The organism is Micromonospora purpureochromogenes, from assembly GCF_900091515.1.
Classification (GTDB): Bacteria; Actinomycetota; Actinomycetes; order Mycobacteriales; family Micromonosporaceae; genus Micromonospora; species Micromonospora purpureochromogenes.
Genome location: NZ_LT607410.1, coordinates 5414933 through 5441779, shown reverse-complemented (window position 1 = coordinate 5441779; position 26847 = coordinate 5414933). Strand labels below are relative to the sequence as shown.

Annotated in this window: 25 protein-coding genes; 14 read left to right on the top strand and 11 right to left on the bottom strand. The window is 75.1% G+C overall.

Annotation, left to right across the window (positions count from 1 at the left end):
- Positions 1-30: 30 nt before the first annotated feature.
- From GA0074696_RS24785 to GA0074696_RS24770, 4 genes are all read right to left on the bottom strand, one after another.
- A complete protein-coding gene (locus GA0074696_RS24785) occupies positions 31-2100 on the bottom strand; it encodes a 3-hydroxyacyl-CoA dehydrogenase NAD-binding domain-containing protein (RefSeq protein WP_088963309.1) in 2070 nt (689 codons plus the stop codon).
- Positions 2097-3290 (bottom strand): thiolase family protein, encoded by a 1194-nt coding sequence (locus GA0074696_RS24780; protein WP_088963308.1) that lies wholly within the window; start codon positions 3288-3290, stop codon positions 2097-2099. The genes GA0074696_RS24785 and GA0074696_RS24780 overlap by 4 nt, the downstream gene beginning before the upstream one ends.
- Positions 3291-3482: 192 nt before the next feature.
- The gene (locus GA0074696_RS24775) at positions 3483-4790 is read right to left on the bottom strand and encodes a ribonuclease D (RefSeq protein WP_088963307.1); all 1308 of its coding nucleotides are present in this window, start codon (positions 4788-4790) and stop codon (positions 3483-3485) included.
- 175 nt (positions 4791-4965) lie between these two features.
- A complete protein-coding gene (locus GA0074696_RS24770) occupies positions 4966-5538 on the bottom strand; it encodes a DUF3000 domain-containing protein (protein WP_088964790.1) in 573 nt (190 codons plus the stop codon).
- A 208-nt stretch (positions 5539-5746) separates the two neighbouring features.
- Here GA0074696_RS24770 and hemE point away from each other — a divergent pair, with 208 nt between their 5' ends.
- From hemE to GA0074696_RS24740, 6 genes are all read left to right on the top strand, one after another.
- Entirely contained in the window at positions 5747-6844 is a 1098-nt protein-coding gene (hemE, locus tag GA0074696_RS24765) for a uroporphyrinogen decarboxylase (RefSeq protein WP_088963306.1), read from the top strand.
- Positions 6845-6850: 6 nt separating this feature from the next.
- The gene (gene hemG / locus GA0074696_RS24760) at positions 6851-8260 is read left to right on the top strand and encodes a protoporphyrinogen oxidase (protein ID WP_088963305.1); all 1410 of its coding nucleotides are present in this window, start codon (positions 6851-6853) and stop codon (positions 8258-8260) included.
- Positions 8257-8958, top strand: a complete 702-nt coding sequence (gene hemQ / locus GA0074696_RS24755; protein ID WP_088963304.1) for a hydrogen peroxide-dependent heme synthase — start codon at positions 8257-8259, stop codon at positions 8956-8958. Before hemG ends, hemQ begins: the two co-directional genes overlap by 4 nt.
- A gap of 87 nt (positions 8959-9045) precedes the next feature.
- A complete protein-coding gene (locus tag GA0074696_RS24750) occupies positions 9046-9372 on the top strand; it encodes a CU044_2847 family protein (RefSeq protein WP_088963303.1) in 327 nt (108 codons plus the stop codon).
- 25 nt (positions 9373-9397) lie between these two features.
- Positions 9398-11980 carry a trypsin-like peptidase domain-containing protein gene (locus GA0074696_RS24745; protein ID WP_157746106.1) on the top strand — a complete coding sequence of 861 codons (2583 nt, stop codon included), beginning with the start codon at positions 9398-9400 and terminating at the stop codon, positions 11978-11980.
- Positions 11977-13353 (top strand): extracellular solute-binding protein, encoded by a 1377-nt coding sequence (locus GA0074696_RS24740; RefSeq protein ID WP_157746105.1) that lies wholly within the window; start codon positions 11977-11979, stop codon positions 13351-13353. The genes GA0074696_RS24745 and GA0074696_RS24740 overlap by 4 nt, the downstream gene beginning before the upstream one ends.
- 134 nt (positions 13354-13487) lie before the next feature.
- Here GA0074696_RS24740 and GA0074696_RS24735 read toward each other — a convergent pair whose 3' ends face one another.
- From GA0074696_RS24735 to GA0074696_RS24725, 3 genes are all read right to left on the bottom strand, one after another.
- Positions 13488-14582, bottom strand: a complete 1095-nt coding sequence (locus tag GA0074696_RS24735) for a lytic polysaccharide monooxygenase auxiliary activity family 9 protein (RefSeq protein ID WP_088963300.1) — start codon at positions 14580-14582, stop codon at positions 13488-13490.
- A gap of 118 nt (positions 14583-14700) precedes the next feature.
- Positions 14701-15177, bottom strand: coding sequence for a GNAT family N-acetyltransferase (locus tag GA0074696_RS24730; RefSeq protein WP_088963299.1), 477 nt, complete (start codon positions 15175-15177; stop codon positions 14701-14703).
- A gap of 71 nt (positions 15178-15248) precedes the next feature.
- The gene (locus GA0074696_RS24725) at positions 15249-15506 is read right to left on the bottom strand and encodes a Prokaryotic metallothionein (RefSeq protein ID WP_088964789.1); all 258 of its coding nucleotides are present in this window, start codon (positions 15504-15506) and stop codon (positions 15249-15251) included.
- A gap of 156 nt (positions 15507-15662) precedes the next feature.
- Here GA0074696_RS24725 and GA0074696_RS24720 point away from each other — a divergent pair, with 156 nt between their 5' ends.
- The 3 genes from GA0074696_RS24720 to GA0074696_RS24710 all read left to right on the top strand — a co-directional run bounded on the left by GA0074696_RS24720 (position 15663) and on the right by GA0074696_RS24710 (position 17425).
- Entirely contained in the window at positions 15663-15938 is a 276-nt protein-coding gene (locus GA0074696_RS24720) for an isoamylase early set domain-containing protein (protein WP_088963298.1), read from the top strand.
- Positions 15939-16052: 114 nt separating this feature from the next.
- Positions 16053-16790 (top strand): lytic polysaccharide monooxygenase, encoded by a 738-nt coding sequence (locus GA0074696_RS24715; protein WP_088963297.1) that lies wholly within the window; start codon positions 16053-16055, stop codon positions 16788-16790.
- A gap of 23 nt (positions 16791-16813) precedes the next feature.
- On the top strand, positions 16814-17425 hold the full coding sequence (locus GA0074696_RS24710; RefSeq protein ID WP_172894419.1) for a DUF305 domain-containing protein: 612 nt from the start codon (positions 16814-16816) through the stop codon (positions 17423-17425).
- Between the two features lie 37 nt (positions 17426-17462).
- Here the strand turns inward: GA0074696_RS24710 and msrB are convergent, their stop codons facing one another.
- Positions 17463-17876 (bottom strand): peptide-methionine (R)-S-oxide reductase MsrB, encoded by a 414-nt coding sequence (msrB, locus tag GA0074696_RS24705; protein WP_088963296.1) that lies wholly within the window; start codon positions 17874-17876, stop codon positions 17463-17465.
- A 47-nt stretch (positions 17877-17923) separates the two neighbouring features.
- Here msrB and ligD point away from each other — a divergent pair, with 47 nt between their 5' ends.
- Positions 17924-18961: a non-homologous end-joining DNA ligase gene (gene ligD, locus GA0074696_RS24700; protein ID WP_088963295.1), complete on the top strand. Its 1038-nt coding sequence runs from the start codon at positions 17924-17926 to the stop codon at positions 18959-18961.
- Positions 18962-18988: 27 nt separating this feature from the next.
- Here the strand turns inward: ligD and GA0074696_RS24695 are convergent, their stop codons facing one another.
- Together GA0074696_RS24695 and GA0074696_RS24690 are read right to left on the bottom strand one after the other, a co-directional pair.
- Complete coding sequence (locus GA0074696_RS24695; RefSeq protein ID WP_088963294.1) at positions 18989-19501, bottom strand: DinB family protein; 513 nt, start codon at positions 19499-19501, stop codon at positions 18989-18991.
- Positions 19502-19557: 56 nt separating this feature from the next.
- Positions 19558-19851 (bottom strand): hypothetical protein, encoded by a 294-nt coding sequence (locus GA0074696_RS24690; protein WP_172894727.1) that lies wholly within the window; start codon positions 19849-19851, stop codon positions 19558-19560.
- Positions 19852-19952: 101 nt separating this feature from the next.
- Between GA0074696_RS24690 and GA0074696_RS30965 the strand changes: the two genes are divergently transcribed.
- On the top strand, positions 19953-20126 hold the full coding sequence (locus GA0074696_RS30965) for a hypothetical protein (protein WP_157746104.1): 174 nt from the start codon (positions 19953-19955) through the stop codon (positions 20124-20126).
- An 11-nt stretch (positions 20127-20137) separates the two neighbouring features.
- Positions 20138-20326 (top strand): helix-turn-helix transcriptional regulator, encoded by a 189-nt coding sequence (locus GA0074696_RS24685; RefSeq protein WP_172894416.1) that lies wholly within the window; start codon positions 20138-20140, stop codon positions 20324-20326.
- A gap of 6 nt (positions 20327-20332) precedes the next feature.
- Here GA0074696_RS24685 and GA0074696_RS24680 read toward each other — a convergent pair whose 3' ends face one another.
- The gene (locus GA0074696_RS24680; RefSeq protein WP_088963292.1) at positions 20333-20626 is read right to left on the bottom strand and encodes a hypothetical protein; all 294 of its coding nucleotides are present in this window, start codon (positions 20624-20626) and stop codon (positions 20333-20335) included.
- A 279-nt stretch (positions 20627-20905) separates the two neighbouring features.
- On the opposite strand from GA0074696_RS24680, the gene GA0074696_RS24675 reads away from it, so the two are divergent.
- Entirely contained in the window at positions 20906-24103 is a 3198-nt protein-coding gene (locus GA0074696_RS24675) for an FtsX-like permease family protein (protein ID WP_088963291.1), read from the top strand.
- Positions 24100-26847: an FtsX-like permease family protein gene (locus tag GA0074696_RS24670; RefSeq protein WP_088963290.1), complete on the top strand. Its 2748-nt coding sequence runs from the start codon at positions 24100-24102 to the stop codon at positions 26845-26847. Before GA0074696_RS24675 ends, GA0074696_RS24670 begins: the two co-directional genes overlap by 4 nt.

Sequence of the window (26847 nt, the reverse complement as noted above, 5' to 3'; positions counted from 1 at the left end):
ACCACCGCGATCGTGGTGCAGCGGGAGGGATCAGCCGCGCAGGCTGGCGACCCCGCGCGGCAGGAACCGCTTGCCGGTGACCTGCTCGGAGGTGCCGGTCCGGTCCAGGTACGGCGTGACGCCGCCCAGGTGGAACGGCCAGCCGGCGCCGAGGATCATGCACAGGTCGATGTCCTGCGCCTCGGCGACGACCCCCTCGTCGAGCATCAGCCGGATCTCCTGCGCCAGCGCGTCCAGCGCGTTCTGGCGTACCTGCTCGGCGGTCAGCGGCTGGTCGCCGACCACGAGCAGCTTGGCGACCTCGTCGTTGATCTGGTCGTCCACCACGATCGGCTGGCCGGAGTCGGCGATCCGCTTGAGGTTCTCGCTGACCCCGAACCGCTCCGGGAAGGCGGCGTGCAGGGTGCCGCCCACGTGGTACGCCACGGCCGGCCCGACCAGCTGGAGCAGGGCGAGCGGACGCATCGGCAGACCCAGCGGGTCCAGCGCGCTGTTCGCCACGTCGAGCGGGGTGCCCGCGTCGACGGCGGCGAAGACCGTGCCGAGGAAGCGGGTGAGCAGCCGGTTGACCACGAACGCCGGGGCGTCGGAGACCAGCACGGAGGACTTCCGGAGCTGCTTGCCGACCGCGAACGCGGTGGCCAGCGTGGCGTCGTCGGTCCGCTCGCCGCGGACGATCTCCAGCAGCGGCAGCACCGCGACCGGGTTGAAGAAGTGGAAGCCGACGACCCGCTCGGGGTGCTCCAGCTCCTCGGCCATCGCGGTGATCGACAGCGACGAGGTGTTGGTGGCGAGCACCGCCTCCGGCTTGACGATCTTCTCCAGCTCGGCCCAGACCTGCTTCTTGACGTTCAGGTCCTCGAAGACCGCCTCGATGACGAAGTCGGCGTCGGCGAAGACGCCCTTGTCGACCGAGCCGCTGACCAGGCCGTACAGCCTGGCGGCGGTGCCCTTGTCCATCCGGCCCTTGCTGACGGCCTTCTCGATCTGGGTGTGCACGTAGCCGACGCCCTTGTCCACCCGGGCCTGGTCCAGGTCGGTCATGACGACCGGGACCTGCAGGCGGCGGGCGAAGAGCAGGGCGAGCTGGCTGGCCATCAGGCCGGCGCCGACGATGCCCACCTTGGTGACCGGCCGGGCCAGGCCCTTGTCCGGCGCGCCGGCCGGCCGCTTGGCCCGCCGCTGCACCAGGTCGAAGGCGTACAGGCCGCTGCGCAGCTCCTCGGAGAAGACCAGGTCCGCCAGCGCCTCGTCCTCGGCGGCGGTGCCGGTGGCGAAGTCGGCGTCCTTCGCCGTCTCCAGCAGGTCCAGCGCCTTGTACGCGGCCGGGACCGCACCGTGCAGCCGCTGGTCCAGGGTCTGCCGGGCGAAGTAGAGCACGCCGCCCCACATGTCCTTGTCGACCTCGGGCCGGGTCACGGTGACCTCGCCCCGGACCACGCCGGCGGCCCACTCCAGGGACCGCTCCAGGAAGTCGGCCGGCTCCAGCAGCAGGTCCGCGATGCCCATCTCGGCAGCCTGCTTCGGCTTGAGCATCTTGTTCTGCATCAGCGGGTTCTGGATGATCACCTGGGTCGCCGCCGGGATGCCGATCAGGTTCGGCAGCAGCTGGGTGCCGCCCCAGCCGGGCACCAGGCCGAGCGAGACCTCGGGCAGCGCCAGGGCCGCCGCGCCGCGGGACAGGGTCCGGTAGTGGCAGTGCAGGGCCAGCTCCAGGCCGCCGCCCATCGCCGCGCCGTTGACGAAGGCGAAGGTCGGGATCTCGCTGTCCTTGAGCCGGGCGAAGACCCGGTGGCCGAGCCGGCCGATCTCCAGCGCCTGCGCGCGGTCGGCCAGCGCCGGCAGGCCGACGATGTCGGCGCCGACGCAGAAGATGTACGGCTTGCCGGTGACCGCGATGAACGCCGGGTCGGCGGCCAGCGCGGCGGTGATCGCCTCGTCCAGGCTGGTCAGACCGGCCGGGCCGAAGGTGTTCGGCTTGGTGTGGTCGAAGCCGTTGTCCAGGGTGATCAGGGCGGCCGGCTTGTCCAGCCCCGGCACCCGTACCGCGCGCAGCAGCGCCTTGGTGACGACCTCGTTCGGTGCGGCGAGCGCGCTCACTTGTTGCCCTCCCAGTGCGGGTTCTCCCAGATCACGGTGCCGCCCATGCCGATGCCGATGCACATGGCGTTGAGGCCGTAGCGGACCTCGGGGTGCTCGGCGAACTGGCGGGCGAGCTGGGTCATCAGCCGTACGCCCGAGGAGGCGAGCGGGTGGCCGATGGCGATCGCCCCACCCCACGGGTTGACCCGCGGGTCGTCGTCGGCGATGCCGAAGTGGTCGAGGAAGGCGAGCACCTGGACGGCGAACGCCTCGTTCAGCTCGAACAGGCCGATGTCGTCGATGGTGAGGCCGGCGATGCGCAGCGCCTTCTCCGTCGAGGGGATCGGGCCGACGCCCATCACCTCGGGCTCGACGCCCACGAAGCCGTACGACACCAGGCGCATGGCGACCGGCAGGCCCAGCTCGCGGGCGGTGGCCTCGTCGGCGAGCAGGCTGGCGGTGGCGCCGTCGTTCAGGCCGGCCGCGTTGCCCGCGGTGACCCTGCCGTGCGGGCGGAACGGGGTCTTCAGGGTGGCGAGCTTCTCCAGCGAGGTCTCCCGGGGAGCCTCGTCGGTGGTGGCCAGGCCCCAGCCGCCGTCGGCGTCGCGGATCGCGACCGGCACCAGGTCGTCCTGGAGCTTGCCGTTGGCGTACGCCTTGGCGGTCTTCTGCTGCGAGGCGAGCCCGAACGCGTCGGTGCGCTCCTTGGTGATCTGCGGGGCCCGGTCGTGCAGGTTCTCCGCGGTGGCGCCCATGACCAGGGCGGACGGGTCGACCAGCTTCTCCGCGATGATCCGCGGGTTGGGGTCGACGCCCTCGCCCATCGGGTGCCGGCCCATGTGCTCGACGCCGCCGGCGATGGCGATGTCGTACGCGCCCATGGCGATGCCGCCGGCGACGGAGGTGACGGCGGTCATCGCGCCGGCGCACATCCGGTCGATGGAGAAGCCGGGCACGGTCTTGGGCAGCCCGGACAGCAGGGCGGCGGTGCGGCCGATGGTCAGGCCCTGGTCGCCGATCTGGGTCGTGGCGGCGATGGCGACTTCCTCGACCCGCTCCGGCGGCAGCTGCGGGTTCCGGCGCAGCAGCTCACGGATGCAGCGGATCACCAGGTCGTCGGCGCGGGTGTTGGCGTACATGCCACCCGCCTTGCCGAACGGGGTACGGACGCCGTCGACGAAGACGACATCCCGAACTTCACGGGGCACTTGAGCCTCCTAGCCGGCACGGGCATGTTCCCCCGGATGCTACTCGCCAGTAACCAACCCCGACAGCACCCCCCATGTGGCCCACCCCACACCCGGGCACCCGCGCCCCGCCCACCGTCGATCATGAAGTTGTCGCCCCTGCACTCGGCGTGTCGGGCGACAACTTAATGATCAACGAAGGGGAGCGGTGGGTCAGGAGGTGGAGAGGGCCTCGGTGAGGGCGGGGACCAGGAGGGTGAGCTGCCACTCGCGGGCGCCGTAGCCGCGCAGGGTCTCGGCGACGGTGGCCTCGGTGATCTCGTCCGGGGGCAGCCAGGCCAGGCGGCGTACGGAGTCCGGGGCGATCAGGTTCTCCGCGGGCAGGTTGTGCTCCGCGGCCACCCGGACCACCACCTCCCGGCAGCGGGCCAGCCGGCCGGCGGCCACCGGGTCCCGCTCCGCCCAGCGGTGCGGTGGCGGCGGACCCTCGACCGCCGGGGCGACCGGCAGCGCGTCCTCCGGCAGCTGCCGGGCGTCGTCCAGCGCCGCCAGCCAGGTGCGGGCCAGCCGGCGCACCGAACGGCCACCGAACCCGGGCAGGGTCAGCAGCGTCCTCTCGTCCTTCGGGTCCAGCTCGGCGGCGGCGACGATCGCCGAATCCGGCAGCACCCGACCCGGCGCGGCGTCCCGCCGAGCGGCGATCTGGTCCCGGGCGTACCACAGGGAGCGGACCCGGGCCTGGGCGCGCGCTCCGCGTACCCGGTGGATGCCCGAGGTGCGCCGCCACGGCTCGGCGCGGACCCGGGGCGGGCGGGCGCCGTTGCGGATCAGCGCGGCGAACTCCTCCGCCGCCCACTCCGACTTGCCCTGCCGGGCCAGCTCCTCGTCCAGGGCGTCGCGCAGGTCGACCAGCATCTCGACGTCCAGGGCGGCGTACGTCAGCCACGACTCGGGCAGCGGCCGGCTGGACCAGTCGGCCGCCGAATGGTGCTTTTCGAGGGTGTAGCCGAGCAGCTGCTCGGTGAGGGCGGCCAGGCCGACCCGCTCGAAGTTGGCCAGCCGGGCGGCCAGCTCGGTGTCGAAGAGCCGGCGCGGGCGCAGCCCCACCTCGGCCAGGCAGGCCAGGTCCTGGCTGGCGGCGTGCAGCACCCACTCCGCCCCGCCGATCGCCTCGTCGAGCGCGGTCAGGTCGGGCAGCGGCAGCGGGTCGATCAACGCCGTCCCGGCGCCCTCCCGGCGTAGCTGCACCAGGTAGGCGCGCTGGCTGTAGCGGTAGCCGGAGGCGCGTTCGGCGTCCAGGGCCACCGGGCCGTCGCCCGCGGCGAAGCGGGCCACGACCTCGTCGAGTTCGCTCGGGGTGGCCACCGGCTGGGGCGTGCCGTCGCGGGGAGCGGTCAGCGGAACGGGGCCGCCGCTGGGCTGGTCGGTCCCCACGTCCTCCGGCTCCGGCGCGGCCGAGGGCTGGTCGTCTCCCGTACGGCTTTCGGCGGCCCGACGGCGCAGGGGTGGTTCGTCGGTCACCTGACAACCCTAGTGCGCCGCGCGATCCGGTGTGTGCAGCCGGTCCGGCGTGTGTCGGCGAAGCGGCCGGCAGGTGTCCCGGCGCAGTTGGACAACAGGGTGAACAGCGCCCGTTCGCGCAGGTACGTTCGGCGGCCGGCGCGCCGGGGGCGATCAGTGACGGCGCCGCCCGGGTTCAGGCGGCGCCGGCCGAGCGGCGCTCGGAGAGCGCGGTCACCCCGGGCGGCGGCAGCCCCGCGGTCGAGGCGAGCAGCGCGCACCACGCCTGAAGGTGCGGGGCGAGGTCGTCGCCGAGCGGCGTCCAGGAGGCGCGGATCTCGATGTCGCCGGCGGTGGGCGGGCCGGCCAGCTCGCCGAACCGGGTCGACATGGTCTGGGTGACGGTGCCGCCGGCCGCCCCGTAGCGCGCGTCGTGCGCCTCCAGGGCGTCGACCAGCCAGGTCCAGCCCACCCCGGGCAGCAGCGGATCGGCGGCCAGGTCGACCTCCAGCTCCGCGGTGACGTAGGTGACCAGCCGCAGGGTGCCCTGCCACGCCTCGTGGCCGGCCGGGTCGTGCAGCAGGATCAGCCGCCCGGTGGCCACCTCGTCCTCCTCGCGCAGCACGGCGGCGGAGAGTGCGAAGGCGTACGGGGCGAGCCGCTGGGGAGCGCCGACCTCCTCCAGCGCGATCTCCGCCCGAGGGGTCACCGACCGCAGCCCGGCGACCGCGCGGGCGAAGGTCTCCGGGAGCGCGATCGGGGGGGCCATGACCGGCAGCCTATGCCGCGCTCCGCCCGCCCGCGCGGACGGCGCGCCGAGCGCCGGGACCGCGGTGGGGGGCCGCAGCCGCGCGGCGCGGCGGACCGGCGGCATGGTTCCGCCCGTCCGCACCAGGGCCGGACGGCCCGGTGGGCGCGGGTCACAAAAGCCGGCGCTGCCGGCTGAGGTCCTCCCCGCGCGTGGCACGATTGCCGCGATGACCACCGACACCACGGGCACTGCCGCCCGAGACGGAGAAACCCGCCCCGGCGGACCGGCCGACTCGCCCTTCGTCCGGGCCTGCCGCCGCGAGCCCGTCCCGCACACCCCGGTCTGGTTCATGCGCCAGGCCGGCCGGTCGCTGCCGGAGTACCGGGAGATCCGGGCCAACGTCGGGATGCTGGACTCCTGCCGCCGCCCGGAGCTGGTCGCCGAGATCACCCTCCAGCCGGTGCGCCGGCACGGGGTGGACGCGGCGATCCTGTTCAGCGACATCGTGGTGCCGGTCGCCGCGGCCGGGGTCGACCTGGACATCGTCGCGGGAACCGGGCCGGTGGTGGCCGAATCGGTGCGCACGGCCGAGGACGTCGAGCGGATCCGCCCGATCGGCCGCGACGACGTGTCCTACGTGGACGAGGCGGTCCGGCTGCTCGTGGCCGAGCTGGGCGCGACCCCGCTGATCGGGTTCGCCGGCGCCCCGTTCACCCTCGCCAGCTACCTGGTGGAGGGCGGCCCGTCGCGGACCCACGCGAAGACCAAGGCCCTGATGTACGGCCAGCCGGAGCTCTGGCACGCGCTCTGCGCCCGCCTGGCCGAGGTGACCCTGTCCTTCCTGCGGGTGCAGATCGACGCCGGGGTCTCCGCGGTGCAGCTCTTCGACTCCTGGGCCGGCGCGCTCTCCGAGGCCGACTACCGCCGCTACGTGCTGCCGCACTCGGCGACCGTGCTGTCCGGGCTGGCCGACGCCGGTGTGCCCCGGATCCACTTCGGGGTGGGCACCGGCGAACTGCTCGGCGCGATGGGCGAGGCCGGCGCCGACGTGGTCGGCGTGGACTGGCGTACCCCGCTGGACGTCGCCACCCGCCGGATCGGCCCGGACCGGGCGGTGCAGGGCAACCTCGACCCCACCGTGCTGCTCGCTCCCTGGTCGGTGGTGGAGACGGAGGTCCGGCGGATCGTGGAGCAGGGCCGCGCGGCCCCCGGCCACGTGTTCAACCTCGGCCACGGCGTCCTGCCGGAGACCGACCCCGAGGTGCTGACCCGGGTGGTGGCGCTGGTGCACGAGGTGTCCGCGCGCCGGGCCGAGCAGGGCTGAGGCGTCATGTCGCGGCCGTGGCGGGTGGCGGTGGTGGGCGGCGGGATCGCCGGGCTGGCCGCCGCGGTCCGGTTGCGCGACCGCGCCCCCGCCGGCACCGAGATCACCGTGTACGAGCAGTCCGGCGCGCTCGGCGGCAAGCTGCGCACCGGTGAACTCGCCGGGCAGCCCGTCGAGTTCGGCGCCGAGTCGTTCCTGATGCGTGACCCGGCCGGCGGGGAGTCCGCCGCCGTCACGCTGATCCGCCGGCTCGGCCTGGCCGAGAAGATCGTCCACCCCACCGTCGGGCAGGCCGCGCTCGCCGTCGACGGCGGGCTGCACCCGGTGCCGGGCGGCACGCTGGTGGGCGTACCGGGGGATCTGGAGCGGGTGGCGGCGGTCGCACAGCCGGCGGCGGACGCCGACCGCGACGGTGGCCGGCCGCTGCTCGGGCCGGACGAGGACGTCGCGGTCGGGAAACTGGTCCGGGCCCGCCTCGGCGACCAGGTGGTGGACCGGCTGGTCGACCCGATGCTCGGCGGGGTCTACGCCGGCCGGGCCGACGACCTGTCGCTGGCCACCACGATGCCGGGGCTGGCCCGCGCGGCCCGCGTCGAGCACACCCTCACCGGGGCGGTCCGCGCCGCCCAGGCCGCCGCGCCGCGCGCCCCGGGCGCCCCGGTCTTCGGCACCCTGGCCGGCGGGCTCTCCACGCTGGTCGAGGCCGCGGCGACGGCCAGCGGCGCGACCATCCGCCACAACGCCGCGGTGCGCGAGCTGACGCCCACCGCGGCAGGCTGGCGGCTGACCGTCGGCCCGACCCGCGAGCCGGAGCTGGTCGAGGCGGACGCGGTGGTGCTCGCCCTGCCGGCCCGGCCCGCCGCCCGGCTGCTCGCCGCCGTCATCCCCGAGGTGGCCACGACGATCGGCGGGCTCGACTACGCCAGCGTCGCGCTGGTCACCCTGGCCCTGCCCGACCCGGAGCTGCCGGCGCTCTCCGGGTTCCTGGTGCCGGCCTCCGAGGGCCTGCTGATCAAGGCGTCCACGTTCTTCACCACCAAGTGGGGGCACCTGGCCCGGCCGGACGGCATCGCCCTGGTCCGCGCCTCCGTCGGCCGGTACGGCGACGAGGCGTCCCTGCACCTGGCGGACCCCGACCTGGTCGCCACCGTGCACCGGGAGCTGTCCGGCGTGCTCGGGGTGGCGCTGCCCGCGCCGCTCGCCAGTCACGTGCAGCGCTGGGGCGGGTCCCTGCCGCAGTACGCCCCGGGTCACGGCGACCGGGTCGCCAGCGCCCGGACGGCGCTGCGCGCGGCTCACCCGACGCTGGTCCTGGCCGGCGCCGGCCTCGACGGGGTCGGCATCCCGGTCTGCGTCCGCTCCGGCGAGACGGCGGCCGGAGAGATCATCGAAGCACTGGGAGGATCGGGTTCATGACCGAGCAGACCAACGCGGCGCGGCTCAAGGAGCTCAACGCGAGCATCCGCTACACCATGTGGTCGGTGTTCCGGGCCACCAGCCCGCTGCCGGCCCTGCGGGAGAACGTCACCGGCGAGGTCGAGGCGCTCTTCGAGGAACTGGCCGGCAAGGACGTCGTGGTCCGCGGCCTGTACGACGTGGCCGGCCTGCGCGCCGACGCCGACCTGATGATCTGGTGGCACTCCTCCTCCAGCGACGCCCTGCAGGACGCCTACCTGCGGTTCCGCCGGACCACCCTGGGCCGGGCGATGACCCCGGTCTGGTCGCAGATGGCCCTGCACCGGCCGGCGGAGTTCAACAAGAGCCACGTCCCGGCGTTCCTCGCCAACGAGGAGCCCCGCCCCTACCTCTGCGTCTACCCGTTCGTCCGCTCGTACGAGTGGTACCTGCTGCCCGACGCCGAGCGGCGCGAGCTGCTGGCCGAGCACGGCAAGATGGCGCGCGGCTACCCGGACGTACGGGCCAACACGGTCGCCTCGTTCGCCCTCGGCGACTACGAGTGGATGCTCGCCTTCGAGGCCGACGAGCTGCACCGGATCGTCGACCTGATGCGCGACCTGCGCGGCTCCGGCGCCCGTCGGCACGTCCGTGAGGAGATCCCGTTCTACACCGGTCGGCACCGCTCGGTCGCCGACATCGTCAACTGCCTGGTGTGACGGGCTTACCGGGATTGCGTACCCCCGGTAACGTGTCAGATCCATCACGGTAACTGTCGCTGCCGTGCGGATCCGTCTGGAGGCCCGGTGTCGCAGCTCGTCGAGTTCCCGCTGGACGGCGGTGGCGCGATCCGGGTCGAGATCGGCGACGAGGAGGGCGTGGTCCCGGTCGGCCGGGCCGGCGAGGTGGTGGCGCGGGCGCAGCAGACGCTGGAGTCCGCCCTGGCCCAGCTGCGGCCGGTGACCGACGCCGTCCTGCGCAACCTGCGCGACGCCGCCGAGCCGCCGGACCGGGTCTGCGTGGAGTTCGGCGTGAAGCTGGCGGCCAAGGGCGGGCTCGTCGTGGCCAGCGGCACCTCGGAAGCCAACCTCAAGGTGCAGCTCGAATGGAACCGCGCCGATCCCGCCGCCTGAGCCGGTGGCGCCGGACCACCGCGTGATGCCCGGCGCGACGGGGCGTCCACCGCAGCGGCCCACGCGCCCGGTGTCCGGCGAGGCGACGCTCGCGGTGGCGGCCGTGCACGACCGGGCCGGGACCGTCGTCGGCGCGGCCTTCCTGATCGACTCCGCCCGCCTGCTGACCTGCGCCCACGTCGTGCAGGCGGCACTGGGCCCGGAGGCGGTGGCGCCCGGGCCGGCCGACGCCGTCGTGGTGTCGGTGAGCTTTCCCCTGGTGGCGTCAGGTCGCCGCCTCGCCGCGCTGGTCCTGCCGCAGCACTGGCAGCCGGGGCGGCCGGACGGGTCGGGCGACTACGCCGTCCTCCAGCTCGTCGCGCCGGCGCCGGTCGGGGCCCGGCCGGTCCGGCTGGCCCGCCCCGGCCAGGCCGGCACCCGGGACCGGGTCTGCCGGGTCTTCGGCTTCCCCCGCGCGCTGCCCGAGGGCCGCTGGTTCGAGGGGTGGGTGGTCGGGCCGATCGGCGGCGGCTGGATCCAGCTCGCCAACCGCAGCGACTCCGGCTACCAGATCGAGCCCGGTTTCTCCGGCGCGCCGGTGTGGGACAGCCGGCTGCGCTGCGTCATCGGCATGATCGTCGCGGTCGATCAGGTGGTCCGGCCGCAACCGGCCCGCCCGGCCGCCTTCATGATCCCGATCCGCCGACTGCCGGTGGCCGACCAGTACGGCCGGCCCCGGGTGCTGCCCCGCTGGCGGCAGCCGTTCAGCCGGTGGCGCACCGGTCCCGCCCCGGCCGCCGCCCGCTGGTCGCCGCGGGTCCGGGCCCGGGTGGCGGCGCTGCTGGTGGCGCTGCTGGCGGTGGGTCTCGCCGCCGTGCCCGAGCCGCTGGGCGGCTGCGCCGGGCCGGTCGAGCTGCGGGTCGCCGCCGCCCCGGACGACCTGGTGACCTACCAGGCGGTGGCCGCCGCGTACGAGTCGTGGACCACGGCCCGGGCCGGCGGCTGCCGGACGACCAACATCTTCGTCTACCCCGCCGCGCCGCGCGAGGTGGCGCAGGGTCTCCAGCTCGGCTGGTCGGAGTCCGCCGGGCGGCCGGCGACCGAGGGGGACCCGGGGACGCCTGGCTGGTACCCGGCCGACGTCGGCCCGCGCCCGGACGTGTGGTTGCCGGGCGCCGAGATGCCGTCCCAGCAGGTGCTGAACCTGACCACCGTCCGGGACTACCTGACGGTGGCCCGCTCGCCGCTGGTGCTGGCGGTGCCGCGGGCCCGCGTCGACCCCGCCCGCGACGACGCGGACCGGCAGCGTTCGCTGTCCTGGCCCGAGCTGTTCGCCAAGGCCAGCCGGGGCCCGGGGGAGGCCCTGACGGTCACCGCCTCGGGCCGGCGGGTGTCCGGCACCGGGTGGCAGGTCGTCCGCCCCGATCCGGCGGTGTCCCCCGAGGCCCGGATGGTCGACGTGGCGTTGTACGACGGCGCGCCCGACACGGCGTGGATCCGCCAGCAGGTCGAACAGCGCCTGGAGGCCGCCCAGGACGAGCGCGGCTTCCCGCTGGGCAGTCTCGCCGCCGTGCTGTGCCGGCAGCGGCAGCTCGCCGTCGATCCGGCCGCTCCGGCGCCGCCCGCGGTGGTCACCACCGAACAGGCGCTGGTCCAGTTCAACCTCGGTGAGCGGCTCGGCGACGGCTGCGTCGAGCGGGGCCGTCCCGCGCCGGGCCGGGCGCTGGTGGCCTTCTATCCGGAGCTGACCCCGGGGGTGGACCACCGCCTGGTCCTGCTGCGCTGGCCGGACTCCGTGCAGAGCCCCGCCGCCCGGGCCGCCGCGGACGACCTGCGCCGCTGGTTGACCGGGCCGGGGCGGGACGAGTTGCTGGCCCGGGGCTTTCGGGTGCCCGGCCGGGACGGGACCGGGCCGGCGCTGATCGAGGAGAACGGCGTGCTGCCGGGCTGGCTGCTGGACAACCCGCAGTGGGAACTCGTCGACGGCTCCGACACGCTTGCCCTGAACACCGCCGACCAGCGCTACCGGGAGGCCCGGCGGCCGGCCCGGGTGCTGCTGGCGCTGGACACGTCCGGCTCGATGCTGGCGGAGGCGGGCCGGGGCACCCGGTTCGACGTGGCGGTGGACGGCATCGCCGCCTCGCTGCGCCGCCTCGGCGGCCGGGACGAGGTCGGGGTGTGGGCGTTCTCCACCGCCTACCGGGACAACGCCGGGCGGCTGCGGGAGGTCGGGCGGGCCGACCGGGCGCGGGACGAGGCGCTGGTCGCCCGCCTGCGGCGGACCGTGCCGGCGGGGGACACGCCGCTGTACCGGACCATCGACGCCGCGATCGGCGAGGTGCGCCGGCGGGGCGGCGGGGACGACCACCTGCGGGCCGTCGTGGTCCTCACCGACGGGCGGGACACCGCCAGCGGCGGCCTGGTGCCCCGGGTCGAGGGGGACCCCCCGGTACGCCTCTACGTGATCGCCGTCGGCGAGGCGAGCTGCGACGACCGGGTGCGGACCCGCACCCTGCGACAGACCGCCCGGGCCAGCGGCGGGCAGTGCCTGCAGGCCGAGGCGAGCACCGTGGACCGCGCCCTGACCGGGCTGTTCCGTCAACTCTGGGAGAAGGAGGCCGGCCAGTGACCGACCGGAAGCCGCGCGCTGCGTCCGGGAATCCTCGTCGCCGGCGCCGGGTGCCGGCGTCGTTCCTGTTCGGGGTGGCCGTCGGCACGGTGGTCGGTGTCGTCGCCACGCTGGGCTGGTACGTCGCCACCCGGGAGGAGCCGCTGGAGCGCGGCGAGCTGGTGATCCTCAGCGGCAAGGACACCAGCTCCGGCGGGCCGCGGAAGGAGCTGGTCAAGCTCTGGAACGTGCTGCACCCGCAGAGCCCGGCCCGGATCCGGGAGGCGCCGGTCACCACCGACCAGCAGCACAGCGAGATGGTGGGGATCGCCCAGGCGCAGGCGGCGGGCGCCGGCGACGACCCGGACGACGCGGTGGACATCTACAACCTCGACGTCACCTTCACCGCGGAGTTCGCCGCCGCCGGCCACCTGCGCCCGATCGACGAGGCGCGGCTGGCCCCCGGGCACCTCGACGCGTTCGTGCCGGAGGTGCTGGACAGCTGCCGCTACCGGGGCTCGCTCTGGGCGCTGCCCTTCAACACCGACGCCGGCCTGCTCTTCTACCGGTCGGACCTGGTGACCGGCGGGGCGCCGGCCGCCCCGGGCGGGGCGCCCCGCTTCGACTGGGACGCCATCATCGACCGCAGCGCGGCGCTGACCGGCGCGGGCGGCGCGACGCCACGGCCCGCCGCCGGGTACGTCGGGCAGTTCGGCCCGTACGAGGGGCTGACCGTCAACGGGATGGAACTGCTCTGGGCCGGCGGCGTCGACCGGCTCGTCGACGAGACCGAGAACCGGGTGGTCTTCCAGCGGGAGCGGTGGGAGCGCCGGCTGCGCGACGTCGCCGCGGCCCGGCGCGCCGGCCTGCTGGTGGGCGACGCCTTCACGGTCCCCGGCGACGAGGCGCGCAGCCTGCGGGACTTCCAGGAGGGCCGGGCGCTGTTCATGCGCAACTGGCCGGTCAACTACCGGTCGCTGGCCGCCACCGACGCGCCGGGGCCCCGGGTGCCGTTCGAGGTGACCCGGCTGCCCGGCCCGTCGGCGCTGGGCGGCCAGAACCTCGCCATCGCCAAGCAGAGCCGGCAGCCGCGCGCCGCCCAGGCGCTGATCGAGTTCCTGACCCGGGAGGAGGCCCAGCGCACGCTGTTCACGGTGGGCGGCTTCGCCCCGACCCGTACGGACGTCTACGCCGACGCGGCGCTGCGGGAGCGGTTCCCGTACCTCGCGCTGCTCGGCGAGGCGGTCCGGGAGGCCCGGGTACGGCCCCGGGTGCCGCACTACTTCCAGTTCAGCCGGGTGTTCCGGGAGGGCGTCCGGACCGCCCTGGAGGGGGACGGCACACTGCCGGAGGACTTCGAGGCCCGGCTCAATCGGGCGTTGCAAGGTGGCTGACGGCGGCCGGGTTCGCGACCCTGCGCGGCGGCCGGGTTCGCAACCCTGCGCGGCCCTTCGACGTTCGACGTCGACGCGATCGGTGACCGGGCGGCCGTGACCCGGCTGGCAGCCGGGTCACGGCCTCTTGCGGATCAGAGCGTCGCGGTGCAGGTCGGGGTCGGGTTCGCCCCGCTGCCTGAGCCGAGGAAGCCGAAGGACGTCTTCGCCCCGGCGGCCAGTGACCCGTTGTAGCTGACGTTCCGGGCGGTGACGGTGGACCCGCTGCTCGTCACCGTCGCGTTCCACGCCTGGCTGACCTGCTGGCCGCCGGCGAACGTCCAGGTCACGGTCCAGCCCTTGACCGCGGTGGCGCCGGCGGTCACCTCCACCTCACCTTGGAAGCCGCCGGACCACTGCGCGGTGACCCGGTAGGCGGCGGTGCAGCCCCCGGCCGTCGGCGGCGGGGTGGTGGGCGGCGGGGTGGTGGGCGGCGGGGTGGTGGGCGGCGGGCTGGTGGGCGGCGGCGTCGTGGTGGGCGGCGTGCCGGGCCCGCCGCCGAAGTCGACGTCGCTGCACAGGTAGTACGACTGGTCCAGGTGGCTGGCCTGCCAGATCGTGTAGACGATGTGCCGGCCGGTGCGCCCCGGCGCGTTCGCCGGCACCTGGATCGACACTCCCTGGGCTTCCGGGTTCCACTGGGTCGCCGGGGTGTTGCCGATCTGGCCGACCAGTTCGAGGTCGCTCCAGGCCAGCGGCTTGGTCAGGGCGTTGAAGCCCTGCTTCGTCACGTACACCCGGATGTAGTCGGCGCCGTGGCTGGCCTGGTCGTACAGCTTGATCCTGAAGTTGGTCGTGGTCGGCACGGTCTTCCAGGCACCGACCATGTCGAGCGCGTTGTAGCGGCCGCTGGCGGTGTGCCCGGCGCTGCACAACTGGCCGTCCGGGACGGCGCCCTGGTGGTTGCCGGCGACGCCCTCACGGAACAGGCCGTTCCAGTTCCACATGGCGTTCGGGTCGGCCTGCCAGGCCTGCCAGCACATCGGGTCCTCGGTGGCCATCTTCGGGTTCTGGAAGTCGCTGCCCCAGCGTTGCCAGCAGCCGTAGTTGCGCGACGCCGGGTCCACCACCGATCCGTGGGCGGAGGCGGACCGGGCCAGGGCGGTGGTGAGCAGCAGCGCGACGATCGCGCCGACGGTGAGCAGCGCCGCCACCAGCGGGGTGGGGCGTCTGCGCAGCAGGACGGACATGGAGCCTCCGGGGTCTGGAGTGTCGGTCGACGACGCCCGGACGGCCGGGAGTTGCCCCCTCCCGAACCCCTGCGTGGCTCCCGCGACGGCTCTGCCCCGCAGGCTCCCACGGAAAATGCTATCCGTCAATGTCTCCCAGGTGGCCGGGTCGGCTCTGCCGCCGCATCGGGACGTGCGGGATGCCGTCCTCGACGTACTCGGGGCCGGTCACCGCGAAGCCGTGCCGGGCGTAGAAGTCGACCAGGTAGGACTGCGCCTCCAGCACGCACGGCCGGTCGCCGACCAGCCGCAGCGCCTCGGTCATCAGCCGGCCGGCGTGCCCGCCGCCGCGCGCCGCCGGCGCCACCACCACCCGGCCGATCCGCGCCGCGCCGCCCGGGTCGGCCAGCATCCGCAGGTACGCCAGCACGGCGCCGTCGCGCTCCACCCAGAGGTGCCGGGTGCCGGGCTCGACGTCCCGGCCGTCCAGTTCCGGGTACGGGCAGTGCTGTTCGACCACGAACACGTCGATGCGCAGCCGGAGCAGGTCGTGGAAGGTGCGGGCGTCCAGGTCGGCGAAGGCGGCGACCCGGACCTGGGTGGTCTGCGGCGGCATCCCGCGATGGTAGGCCGGGCGGTGGCGCGTACCCCGGAGAGCCCCGGCCCGGTGCGGGCCGGGGCGCGCGGTCAGGCCGGGCGGGCGCCGACCGCGTCGCGGATCTCGGCGCCCTGGGCCTCCACGGCACGGGCGCAGTGCGCGCAGCAGAAGAACCGGCCGCCGACCTCCACGCCGTGGCCGAGGATCTTGACCTCGCAGTGCTCGCAGATCGGCGCCAGCTTCTGCGCCGCGCACTCGAAACAGTCGAAGGTGTGCGTGTCACCGCTGACCGTGCGCACCTCGAACGTCATCCAGTACTCGTTGCCGCAGACCTCACAGGTAGCCACGATCAAAACCCCCCGAATCAGAACATGTCACTTCAGGGTGCGCCAGGGCGGGGCCGTTGGGGGCGAAATGCCGTGAGTGGATCCGGCCGGACGGCGTTTCGCCCCCGGCGTGTCGCGCGTTGGGCCTGGTGAACCGCCTCGACCCCGGAGGACCACGTGATCAAGCGCAACAAGCTCTTCGGCAACCAGACCCGGGTCACCTTCTGCCTGCCCCGGGACACCCCGCCCGGCCCGGTCAGCGTCGTCGGCTGCTTCAACGGATGGGAGCCCGGCCGGCACGAGCTGGTCGCCCGCCGGGACGGCACCCGGACGGTGACCGTGAAGCTCGGCCCCGGCGAGTACCGCTTCCGGTACCTCGCCAGCGGAGGCGTCTGGCTGGACGACGACTCCGCCGACCGGGTCGACGAGAAGGGCGGCCTGCTGCTGCTCTGAGCGGAGACAGGCTCACGAGCGTCGATGTTTTTATCGACAGGAGTCTTTACTGTTAACAAAGTTTAATTTATGTTGATGGCACCTTCAGCAGGCCGAAGCCGAGGAGTTGCCATCATGCGTCGAAGAGTCACCGTCCCGGTCCTGGCGGCGGGCGCCGTCGTGTCCTCGCTCGCCGTCGCCGCCCCCGCCCAGGCGCACGGCTACGTCTCCGGACCGCCCAGCCGCCAGGCGCTCTGCGCGCAGAACCGGGTGCCCGACTGCGGGCAGATCAAGTACGAGCCGCAGAGCGTCGAGGGCCCGAAGGGGCTGCGCAACTGCCACGCCAACATCGCCCAGTTCGCCGTCCTGAACGACGACAGCCGGGGTTGGCCGGCCACCTCGGTCGGCAGCTCGGTGACGTTCACCTGGACCAACACCGCCCGGCACGCCACCAGCAACTGGGAGTACTTCATCGGCGGCACCCGGGTGGGCGTCTTCAACGGGGGCGGCCAGCAGCCCGGCGCCACCGTGTCGCACACGGTGAACCTCGGCGGCTTCTCCGGCCGGCAGAAGATCCTCGCGGTGTGGAACATCGCGGACACCGCCAACGCGTTCTACTCCTGCGTGGACGTGCAGATCGGCGGCGGCGGTCCGACCCCCAGCCCGACGCCGACCCCCACCAGCTCGCCCACCCCGACGCCGCCGGCTCCCACCACCCCGCCCGCCCCGAGCGGCAGCTGGACCGCTGGTCGCGCCTACCAGGTCGGTGACCAGGTCACCTACAACGGGCTGACCTACCGGTGCCGGCAGGCGCACACCGCGATCCCGGGCTGGGAACCGCCGAACGTGCCGGCGCTGTGGTCGCAGGTCTGACCGGACGGGTACGGCCCGTGCCGGTGCGGGCCGCATCCGCCCCTCGGCGCGACCCGGCCAGGCGTGGCGCGGCGCGGGCGCTGCTGCTCGTCGTGCTCGCCGCCCTGCTGCCGGCTGCCGGCTGCGCCGACGCCCCGACCCCGCAGGCGACCCGCCCCGCGACCGCGGGCCCGACGGACACCGCACTCGGCACCCTCGACGTGGTGTACCTGACCATGATGGTGGCCCACACCGAGCAGACGATGGAGATCGTCCGGCTGGGGCGCGACCGGGTGACCGACCCCGAGCTGCGCACCCTGGTCGCCGCCATCGAGGTGACCGAGGCCGACGAGCTGACCACCATGCGCGCCTGGCTGCGCGACGCCGGTCCGGGCGCGACCGCCCAGCCGCACGACCACACCGGGCACGGCGCCGGCCCGGCCGACCTCGCCCGCCTGCGCAACGCCCCGGCCGGCCAGGTGGACGCCGTGCTGCGCCGGCTCCTCGGCAGCCACCAGCAGGCGGCCGCCGACCTGGCCCGGGCGCACGTGGCGACCGCGACCAACCCACGGGTACGCGAGCTGGCCCGGCGGGTCGAGCAGTCCCGTACCGCCGAGGTGCGGCTCCTGACGGCGCCCGCAGCCGGCCGGCGGTAGGCGACGACGCACCGGCCGGCCGGCGGTGCCCGGCGGGTCAGGCGTCGGTGCGCGGCTCCAGCCGGATCGACAGCGAGTTGACGCAGTGCCGGGTGTCCTTCGGGGTGAAGTGCTCGCCGTGGAAGACGTGCCCGAGGTGGCTGTCGCAGCGCGCGCAGCGGATCTCGGTGCGGCTGTGGCCCAGGGTGCGGTCCTCGATCTCCTTGACCCGGCCGGGGATGGCGTCGTCGAAGCTCGGCCAGCCGCAGTGCGAGTCGAACTTGGTGTCGCTGGAGAAGAGTTCCAGGCCACAGGCCCGGCAGTGGTAGACGCCGGGGGTCTTGGTGTCGACGTACTCGCCCGTCCACGGTGGCTCGGTGCCGGCCTCGCGCAGCACCCGGAACTCCTGCGGGCTCAATCGGACCCGCCACTCTTCCTCGGTGCGGGGCAGCTCGTTCTTGTCAAGACTCACCCGTCAACGGTACGTCGGATGTCGGGGCCGTCGCATATGGTCGCGGAATGGGCGGCTCCTCGAAGGCGACGGTGACCGAGATCGAGGTCGCCGGGCACACCGTCCGGCTGAGCAGCCCCGACCGGGTGATCTTCCCCGGCCGCGGCTTCACCAAGGCGGACGTCTTCCACTACTACCTGGCGGTCGGCGACGGGATCATGCGCGCCCTGCGGGACCGCCCCACCACGCTCCAGCGCTTCCCCGAGGGCATCGAGGGGGAGATGTTCTTCCAGAAGCGGGTGCCCACCCGGGGCGTCCCGCCGTGGGTGCGCACGGCGAAGATCAGCTTTCCCAGTGGGCGCAGCGCCGACGAGCTCTGCCCGGCCGACCTCGCCCACGTGGCCTGGGCCGCCCAGATGGGCACCATCGTCTTCCACCCCTGGCCGGTGCGGGCCGCCGACGTCGACCGCCCCGACGAGCTGCGCGTCGACCTCGACCCGCAGCCCGGCACCGACTTCGCCGACGCGGCGACCGCGGCCGGCGAGGTGCGCGCGCTCCTGGCCGAGCTGGGTGCGACCGGGTGGCCGAAGACCTCGGGCGGCCGGGGCGTGCATGTCTACCTGCGCATCGAGCCCCGCTGGACGTTCACCGAGGTGCGCCGGGCAACCATCGCGCTCGCCCGCGAGCTCGAGCGCCGCCGCCCCGACCTGGTCACCACCGCCTGGTGGAAGGAGGAGCGGGGCCGGCGGGTGTTCGTCGACTACAACCAGATGGCCCGGGACCGCACCATCGCCTGCGCCTACTCGCTGCGCGCCAACGCCCGGGCCACCGTCTCCACCCCGGTCACCTGGGGCGAGCTGCCCGACGTCGAACCGGACGACTTCGACCTGCGCAGCGTGCCCACCCGGCTCGCCGAGCGGGGCGACCCGCACGCCGGCATCGACGACGCCCCGTTCGACCTCACCCCGCTGCTGGAGTGGGCCGAGCGGGATGCGTCCGCCGGCCAGGGCGACATGCCGTACCCGCCGGACCACCCGAAAATGCCGGGCGAGCCGAAGCGGGTGCAGCCGAGCCGCGCGAAGCGCGAAGCCGGCGACACCGTCTGACCGGGGGCGGGTTCCTCGTCGGGCGCCCTAGTCTCCCCTCGTACCGTCTGTCTGCTCGCGGAGGATGTCGGCGTGGCCGCAGTGCCGCGCCAGCTCCCGGATCATGTGTACGTAGATGTAACGCAGTGACACCCGGCCCAGACGGGGATGGGGCACGCTGTCGTCGAGGCTGAAGCCGGCCGCGACCTGTCTCGACCGGTCGCAGGCCGCCTCGTATTCCGCGATCACCCCTGCGAGGGTCTCGTCCGGCCGGATCTGCCAACTGGCGTCGTCCCCGAACGAGTTGCCCACGATCTGTTCCCGCGGCTGCTGAGCCAGGCAGTGCTGGAACCAGTTCCGCTCGACGGCGGCGGCGTGTTTGACGAGGCCGATGAGTGTGGTGGGCGAAGGCACCAGGCGGCGACGGGCATCATCGTCCGACAACCCCCGGAGCTTGCCCGCGATCACCTCGCGGTACGCCTCGAGGAACTCCTCCAGCACCTCCCGCTCCGGCGCGGTGCTGGTGAACTCCTCGCGATCCAGCGGCCGGGGCGTCGTCACATCGGCACTCTAACCGCGACCGGGTGCTGGCACGCCTGGCGTAACCGGCAGTACCACTACGCCCGCCGCCGGGCCGTCCACGCCAGGAACCGGTCGAACAGGTCCGCCGGGGACGGGGCCGGGTTCGGCCTCAGCTTGATCAGGTCGGCGGTGGCGTCGAAGAGGCAGCCCGCCATGTAGATCGAGAGCGCCACCGGGTCCCGGCGGTACTCCATGCCCAGCAGCAGCAGCCGCGCCGGCGGGCACGGCCAGGCGGCGGCACACACCCGGCACAGCCAGAGGGGTCGCATCGGCACGTGCGGGCGGACCGCCCGCCGCTGGCGGTCGGGTGCGGCGGAGGTGTGCGGCATGGCCATGCACCCATGTCCTGTTGTCTACGGCAACAACCGCCGTAGTTGTCGTCGTATGGCGACTGCGCCGCTGTCATCGTCAACATGTGGAGCTTGTCGGCGTGTCGGAGATTCGGGAGATGCTCGGTGGCGTCTCCCGGCAGCGCGCGTCCGTGATCGCCAATCAACGGAACTTCCCGGAGCCGATCGCCGTCCTGGCCATGGGCAAGGTGTGGCGGAAGTCCGACGTCGAAAAGTGCATCAAGCAGCACCGGCCGGCCTCGCTGGCAGACTGAGCGTCCGCCGTATGGAGCTGGTGGGAGCGCACGAGATCCGCGTGATGCTGGGCAACATCAGTAAGCAGCGCGTTTACGTGATCACCAGTCACCGCAACTTCCCGGAGCCGGTCGCTGACCTGATGCAGGGCAAGGTCTGGCGGAAGTCCGACGTGGAGCAGTGGATCAAGCAACACCGGCCGGACCTGGCCACCGACTGACGCTCGTCAGCGGTGCCCGGCCATCGCCTCCACCGCCTCCTTGGCGGTCTTCAGGTCCGCGCCGGTCGCCGCCCGGTACGCCTTGATGGCCTTGATCTTCTCGCCCCGCGCCAGGTGTTCGCGGACCCCGGGCAGCGCCGGGCCGTCGTCCACGACGCCGAGGTGGTCCATCACCAACTGGAGTCGGCGTTCGATCTCGGTCAGCCGCGCGGCCGTGCCGTCCCGGCGGGCCGGGACGGACAGTTGCGCGCCGAGCAGCGCCACGACGAGCAGCAGCAGGACGACGAGGGTGGCTTCCATGCCGGTGATCCAAGCAGATCGACGTCCGGCACACTGGCCGGCGGGATCTCCACCTCGGGTGTGGTCCGGCGACTGGTCGGCGTCAGTGCTCGGCCGAGCTGGCCGCCCTCGACGGCAGCGTGGCCCGCTTCGCCGAGGCGCTGCGCGCGGCCGCCACGCTGGCCGGCCTGCGCTGGGACGGCGCTCGGTAACGATCATGTAAAGGGCGCGAACCTTTTCCGGCCCGTACCCGCTTTACCTGGTCACCGGCCCAGCGAGGGCCCCGGGGGAGGCGTACGGATGAAGCTGGTGTGGAGGCGGGCCCGCGAGGCGCGGGGCCTGCTGCTGGCGGCGGCGGTCGCCGCGTTGGTCGCCGTCGCGCTGGTCACCGGGTTGTCCGACTACAACCAGCGGGCGGTCGACGCGGGGCAGCGGGCGATGCTGGCGGCGGCGCCCGCCGCCGAGCGCAGCCTGCTGATCAGCGGCTCCGGTGGCCGGGACGCCACCGAGGCCGCCGGCCGGGACCGGACGGTCCGCGACCGGTTCGCCGGCGGGCTGGGTGGGGCCAGGGTCACCGTGTCCGGCGCCCGCCACGGCACCGGCCGGGAGTTGACCGGCGACCTCGGCGCCGCCCGCACCGACGACCCGGTCTTCGCCGACCTGGCCACCCTCGACGGCCTCGCCGCGCACGCCGAGCTGGTCGGCGGCGACTGGCCCACCGCCGGGGCGAACCCGACCCAGGTCACCGTGCCCGAGCGGGTCGCCGGCGCGCTGCGGCTCACCCCCGGCGCCCGGGTGCCGATGACCGACCGCAGCTCCGGACGGGCCGCCGACGTGGTGGTCGCCGGGATCTTCCGCCCCCGCGACCCGGCCGCCGCGTACTGGCAGCTCGCGCCGGGGGTGAACGGCACCGGCGGCGGCGACAGCGGCTCGTACGGCCCGTTCGCCCTCGACCCGGCCGACTTCGCCCGCACCTTCCCCGGCTCCACCTCGATCTCCTGGGTAATCGAGCCGGACCTGCGCAGCGTCGCGCCGAGCCGGCTGCCCGAGGTGAAGGAGGCGGTCGCGGTCGCCGCCGTCGAGGTGCCCGAGAAGGCCGGTCTCGGCTCCTCCGCGCAGAGCCTCACCGGCCTGGACCGGCTGATCGACCGGCTCGGCCGGGCCGACCTGGTGGGCCGCTCGGCGCTGCTCACCCCGCTGCTGCTGATCGTGGTGCTCGGCGGCTACGCGCTGGTGCTGGTCGCCGCGCTGCTCAACGAGGACCGGCGGGCGCAGACCGCGCTGCTGCGCGCCCGCGGAGCCGCCCGGGGCCAGCTCGCCAACCTCGCCGTACGCGAGGCGACGCTGGTGGTGCTGCCGGCCGCGCTGCTCGCGCCGCCGCTGGCCGGCGCGGCGCTGCGCGGGATCAGCGGCGGCGAGAGCCCGGGCGGCCTCCGGCTGGACAGCGGCGGTGCCGGGGGCGTCTGGGCGGTCGCTGTCGCCGCGGCGGTGGGCTGCCTGCTCGCCATGGTGCTGCCGGCCCTGCGCCGCGCCGGCAGCTACGTCGCCGACATGGCCGCCCGGTCCCGCCCCACCCGGGCCGCCACCGTGCAGCGGGCCGGGGTGGACCTGGCCCTGGTGCTGCTCGCCCTGCTCGCCTGGACGCAGCTACGGCAGTACTCCTCGCCGCTGGCCGGCGCGGCCGGTCGGCTCGGGATCGACCCGCTGCTCGCCGTCGCGCCCACCCTCGGCGTGCTGGCCGGGGCGGTGCTCGCCCTGCGGCTGCTGCCCCCGGCCACCCGGGTCGCGGAACGGTTCGTCGACCGGCGACCGTGGACGGCGACCATGTTCGGCATGTGGCAGGCGGGCCGCCGCCCGCACGCCGGGCCGGTGCTGCTGCTCGCGCTCGCCGTCGGCGGCAGCACCCTGGCCTGGTCGCTGGTCAGCACCTGGGAGCGGTCGCACACCGACCAGGCCGACCACACCGTCGGGGCCGACCTGCGGGTCGTCGAGCGCGGCGGCGCCGCGCCGGTGGACCGGTCCGCCGGGCTGGCCGCCGTGCCGGGGACCGAGCGGGTGCTGCCGGCCTGGCGGGACGAGGTGCGCCTGGGCCGCGGCGACCTGCCGACCACCGTGCTCGCCCTGGACGCGGCCGCCGCCCCGGACGTGGCCCTGATCGCCGACCGCCTCGCCGAACAGCCCCCGAACGAGCTGCTCGGCCGGCTGGCCCGGGACCGCGGCGCGCCGGCCGGTGTCCCGCTGCCCGCCGACGCCCGGCAGCTCACCGGCACCCTCCGCACCCCGGTACGCGAGCCGGTGATCGGCCAGCGGATCCAGGTGTCGGTGCTGCTCACCCGGGCCGACGGACTTGCCCTGGCGCTGCCGCTGGCCACCACCGACTCCCTGGTCGACCGGCCGGTGCCCTTCGCGGTCGACCTGCCCGCCGGTGCCGCCTGGCGAGTGGCCGGCTTCCAGGCCGACGCCGGCGACGCGGCGGCCCGCGGCTACGGCCTGCGGGTCGACGGGCTGCGGGTGACCGACGCGGCGGGCAGCGCCCAGCCGGTCGCGCTGACCGGCGAGTGGTCGATGGTCGACGCGGTCGGCGAGGCGCCGGTGGCGACGAGCGCCGTCACTCCCGGCGGGGTGGACGCCGACTACACCATCACGCTGACCGAGGGCGGCCGCTTCGCCCGGCAGCCGACGGTCCGCTTCGCCGTCGTACCGGCGGGGCCGAACACGCCGGTGCCGGCGCTGGTCACCCCGCAGGTGCTGACCGCGCTGAACGTCCGGCCCGGCGACGTCGTGCCGCTCGCCCTCTCCGGGGCGTCCGTGCCGGTGCGGGTGGTCGGCGAACTGGACGCGGTGCCGGGCGCCGTCGAGGCCGGCGGCGCGATGCTGATCGACCTGCCCGCCGCCACGGACTGGCTGGTCCGGCAGCGGGCCACCGTCCGGCCGGTGCCGGAGTGGTGGCTGCGCACCGACGCCGGTCAGCACGCCGCCGCGGCGGCGGCGATCCGGGAGCTGCCCGGGGTGACCGTCCTCGACCGGCGGGCCGCCGCCGCGGAGGCCGCCCGGGACCCGTACTGGCGGGGCGCGCGGACCGGGCTGCTCGCCGCGGCCCTCGGGTCGGTGCTGCTCGCCCTGGTCGGCCTCGCCGTGGACGTGTGGGCCACCGCCCGGCACCGGCTCGGCGAGTTCGCGGTCCTGCACACCCTCGGCGCCGGGCCACCCCTGCTGGCCCGCGCGCTGCTGGCCGAGCAGACCTTCCTGGCCGGCATCGGGGTCGCCGTCGGCCTGCTGGTCGGGGCGGGAGTGGGCGCCACCATGGCCCCGCTGGTGATCCTCACCCCGAGCGCCGGCCGGCCCGTGCCGGAGGCGGCCTTCACCCTGCCCTGGACGCCGATCGGCCTGACCGCGCTGGGGCTGCTGCTGGCCGCGCTGGCGTTCAGCGCCGTCCTGACCACCGGCATCCGGCAACGCGTCGCGGCCGCCCGGCTGCGGATCGGGGGAGAACGATGAGCGTCCTGGCCGTGCTGCACCGGGTGCGCGCGTACGGGGGGCACTTCCTGCTCCTCGCCGTGCTGGCGCTGGTCACCGCGCTGCTGGTCACCGGGATGCCGCGGATCGCGGACCGGCTCTCCGGCCAGGGGTTGCGCGAGCAGTTGGCCGACCTGCCCGGACCCCGGCGCGACCTGCTCTACACCCGGCCCGCGCAGCCGCAGCCGGCACCGGGGGTGGCGGCCACCCAGCGGGCCACCCTGGACTCGCTGGCGGGGCAGATGCCCGCGCCGGTGCGCGAGGTGGTCGACGAGCGCTGGTACGTCGCCGACACCGAGTTCGGCCGGCTGACCGGGCCGGAACTCACCGACAAGGGGCTGATCGACCTCAGCCTGCGCACCATGACCGGGCTGCGGGAGTCGGCCACCCTGGTCGACGGCCGCTGGCCGGGCGAGGGGGCGGACCGCGCCGCGCCGGTGGAGACCGTGCTCGCCGAACCGGTCGCCCGGCAGCTCGGCCTGCGCGCCGGCAGCCGGCTGCACCTGGCGCTGCACGCCCCCGACGGCCGGGAGTACGCCGCCACGACCGTCGCGGTGGTCGGCCTGTTCCGGCCCGTCGACGCCGAGAGCGGCGCCTGGGACGCGCTCCCCTTGGCGCTGCTGCTCACCCCACCGGTCGGCGACGGTCAGCCCTTCCAGATGGTGGGGCTGACCGACGACGCCGGCTTCGACGATCGGGCGGCGGCCGGCTGGGCGGTCGGCTTCAGCTGGCGCTACCGGATGAATCCCGAGCGGCTCACCCCGGGTCGCCTCGACGCGGTGGTCGACGGCGTCGCCCAACTGGACCGTGAGCGCCCCGCCGGGCTGCTGCTCGCCCAGGGCGCCGACATCCCATTGCGGCAGTACGCGCACTCGCTCGCCGCCGCCCGTACGCTGCTGACCGTCATCGCCGCCGGGGTGCTCGCCACCCTCGCCGGCCTCACCGTGCTCGCCGCCCGGCTGGCGGTGCGCCGCCGCCGCGACGAGTACCTGCTGCTGCGTGCCCGGGGCGGCTCGACCACCGCCGTGGTCCGGCGCGGCCTGGCCGAGTCGCTGCTGGTGGTGCCGGTCGCCGCGGTGGCCGGGTGGCTGCTCGGCGGCCTGCTTCCCGCCGACCCGCTGGGCGCCGGCACACCCGACGCGGCGAGCCGGCTGACCGTGGCGGCGGCGGTGCTCGCCACCCTGGCGCTGCCGGTGGCGGTGCTGACCGGCCAGCGGGTCGGCGGTGGTCGGGGGGACCTGCTGCGCGCCCGGGGTGGCGCGGGCCGGCTCACCGTCGAGGTCACCGTGGTCGGCCTGGCGGCGCTCGCCGCGTTCCTACTGCGCCGCCGGGGACTCGCCCTCGGCGACGAGGTGGACCCGCTGCTGGTGTCGGTGCCGGTGCTGCTCGCGATCGCCGCCGCGCTGCTGGCGCTGCGCGCGTACCCGTGGCCGTTGCGGCTGTTCAGCCGGCTGGCCGCGCGGGCGCGCGGCGCGGTCGCCTTCCTCGGCACCGCCCGCGCCGGTCGGGCCGGGGTGGCCGGGCCGCTGGTGGTGGTCGTGCTGGCGGTCGCCACGGCGGCCTTCTGCGGGGTGCTCGCCGTCGGCATCGAGGACGGGCGGGACCGGGCGGTCACCCGAACGGTGCCGGCCGACGCCCTGGTCAGCGGCGACCGGTTCGCCCCGGACACGGCGACCGAGCTGGCCGGACTCCCCGGGATCCGGGCGGTCACCCCCGTGCTGGCCACCCCCGGCCAGCGGCTCTACGCCGACTCCGACGGCAGCCCCGGCGGGGCCGGCGAGGCGTACGTGCTGCTGGTGGAGCCCGCCGGTTTCGCGGAGGTGGCCCGGCGCTCGGGGCTCGACCTGGCGGTGTCCGCCGCGCTGCGGGCCGGCGGGGACGTCGCGACGGCGCTGCCCGCGCTGGTGTCGCCGGACTTCGCCGCCGCCCTCGCCGACGCGGAACTCGCCGACGGCGCGGGTCGCCGGCCCGGCTGGGTGGACGTGCAGGGCAACCGGCTGCCGTTCCGGGTCGCCGGCACGGCGGAGGAGTTCCCGCTGATCCCGGGCGGGACCGGACGGTTCCTGGTGCTGCCCTGGCCGGGGCTGCCCGCCAACGCCCCGCATCCGCTCGCGCCGACCGGGTTCCTGCTCGCCGCGGGGGACGCCACCGTCGACCCGGCGGCGCTCGGGCGGGTCGCCGAGGAGGGACAGACCCGCTACCAGACCAGCGGCGCGGTGACCGGCGGGAAGCGACCGCTGCCCCCGCAGGTGACGACCTGGGCGGCCGAGCGGGAGCGGCTGGGCGGCAGCGGGGTCAACGGGCTGCTCGTCTTCGGCTTCGCCACCGGCGCGGCCGGCGGCGGCGTCCTGGGCCTGCTCGCGCTGGCGTTCGCGGTGCTCGCGGGCGCCCGCGGTCGGGCGCAGGTGCTGTCCCGGCTGCGCACGATGGGGCTGTCCCGCCGGCAGTGGCGGGGCCTGCTGCTGGTGGAACTCGCCCCGCTGGTGGTGGTCTCGGTGCTGACCGGCGCCGTGGTGGGCGCCCTGCTGCCGGTGCTGCTGAACCCGGTGCTGGGGCTGTCCGCGTTCACCGGCGGGGCGCCGGTGACGGTGCGTTTCGAACCCGGCCTGGTGGTCGGGGTGCTCGGGCTGGCCCTGCTGGCGCTGGCCTTCGCCGTCGCGGTCGAGGCCGTGAACAACCGTCGGATGCGCCTCGGCGAGGTGCTCCGGCTCGGAGAGGAGAGCTGA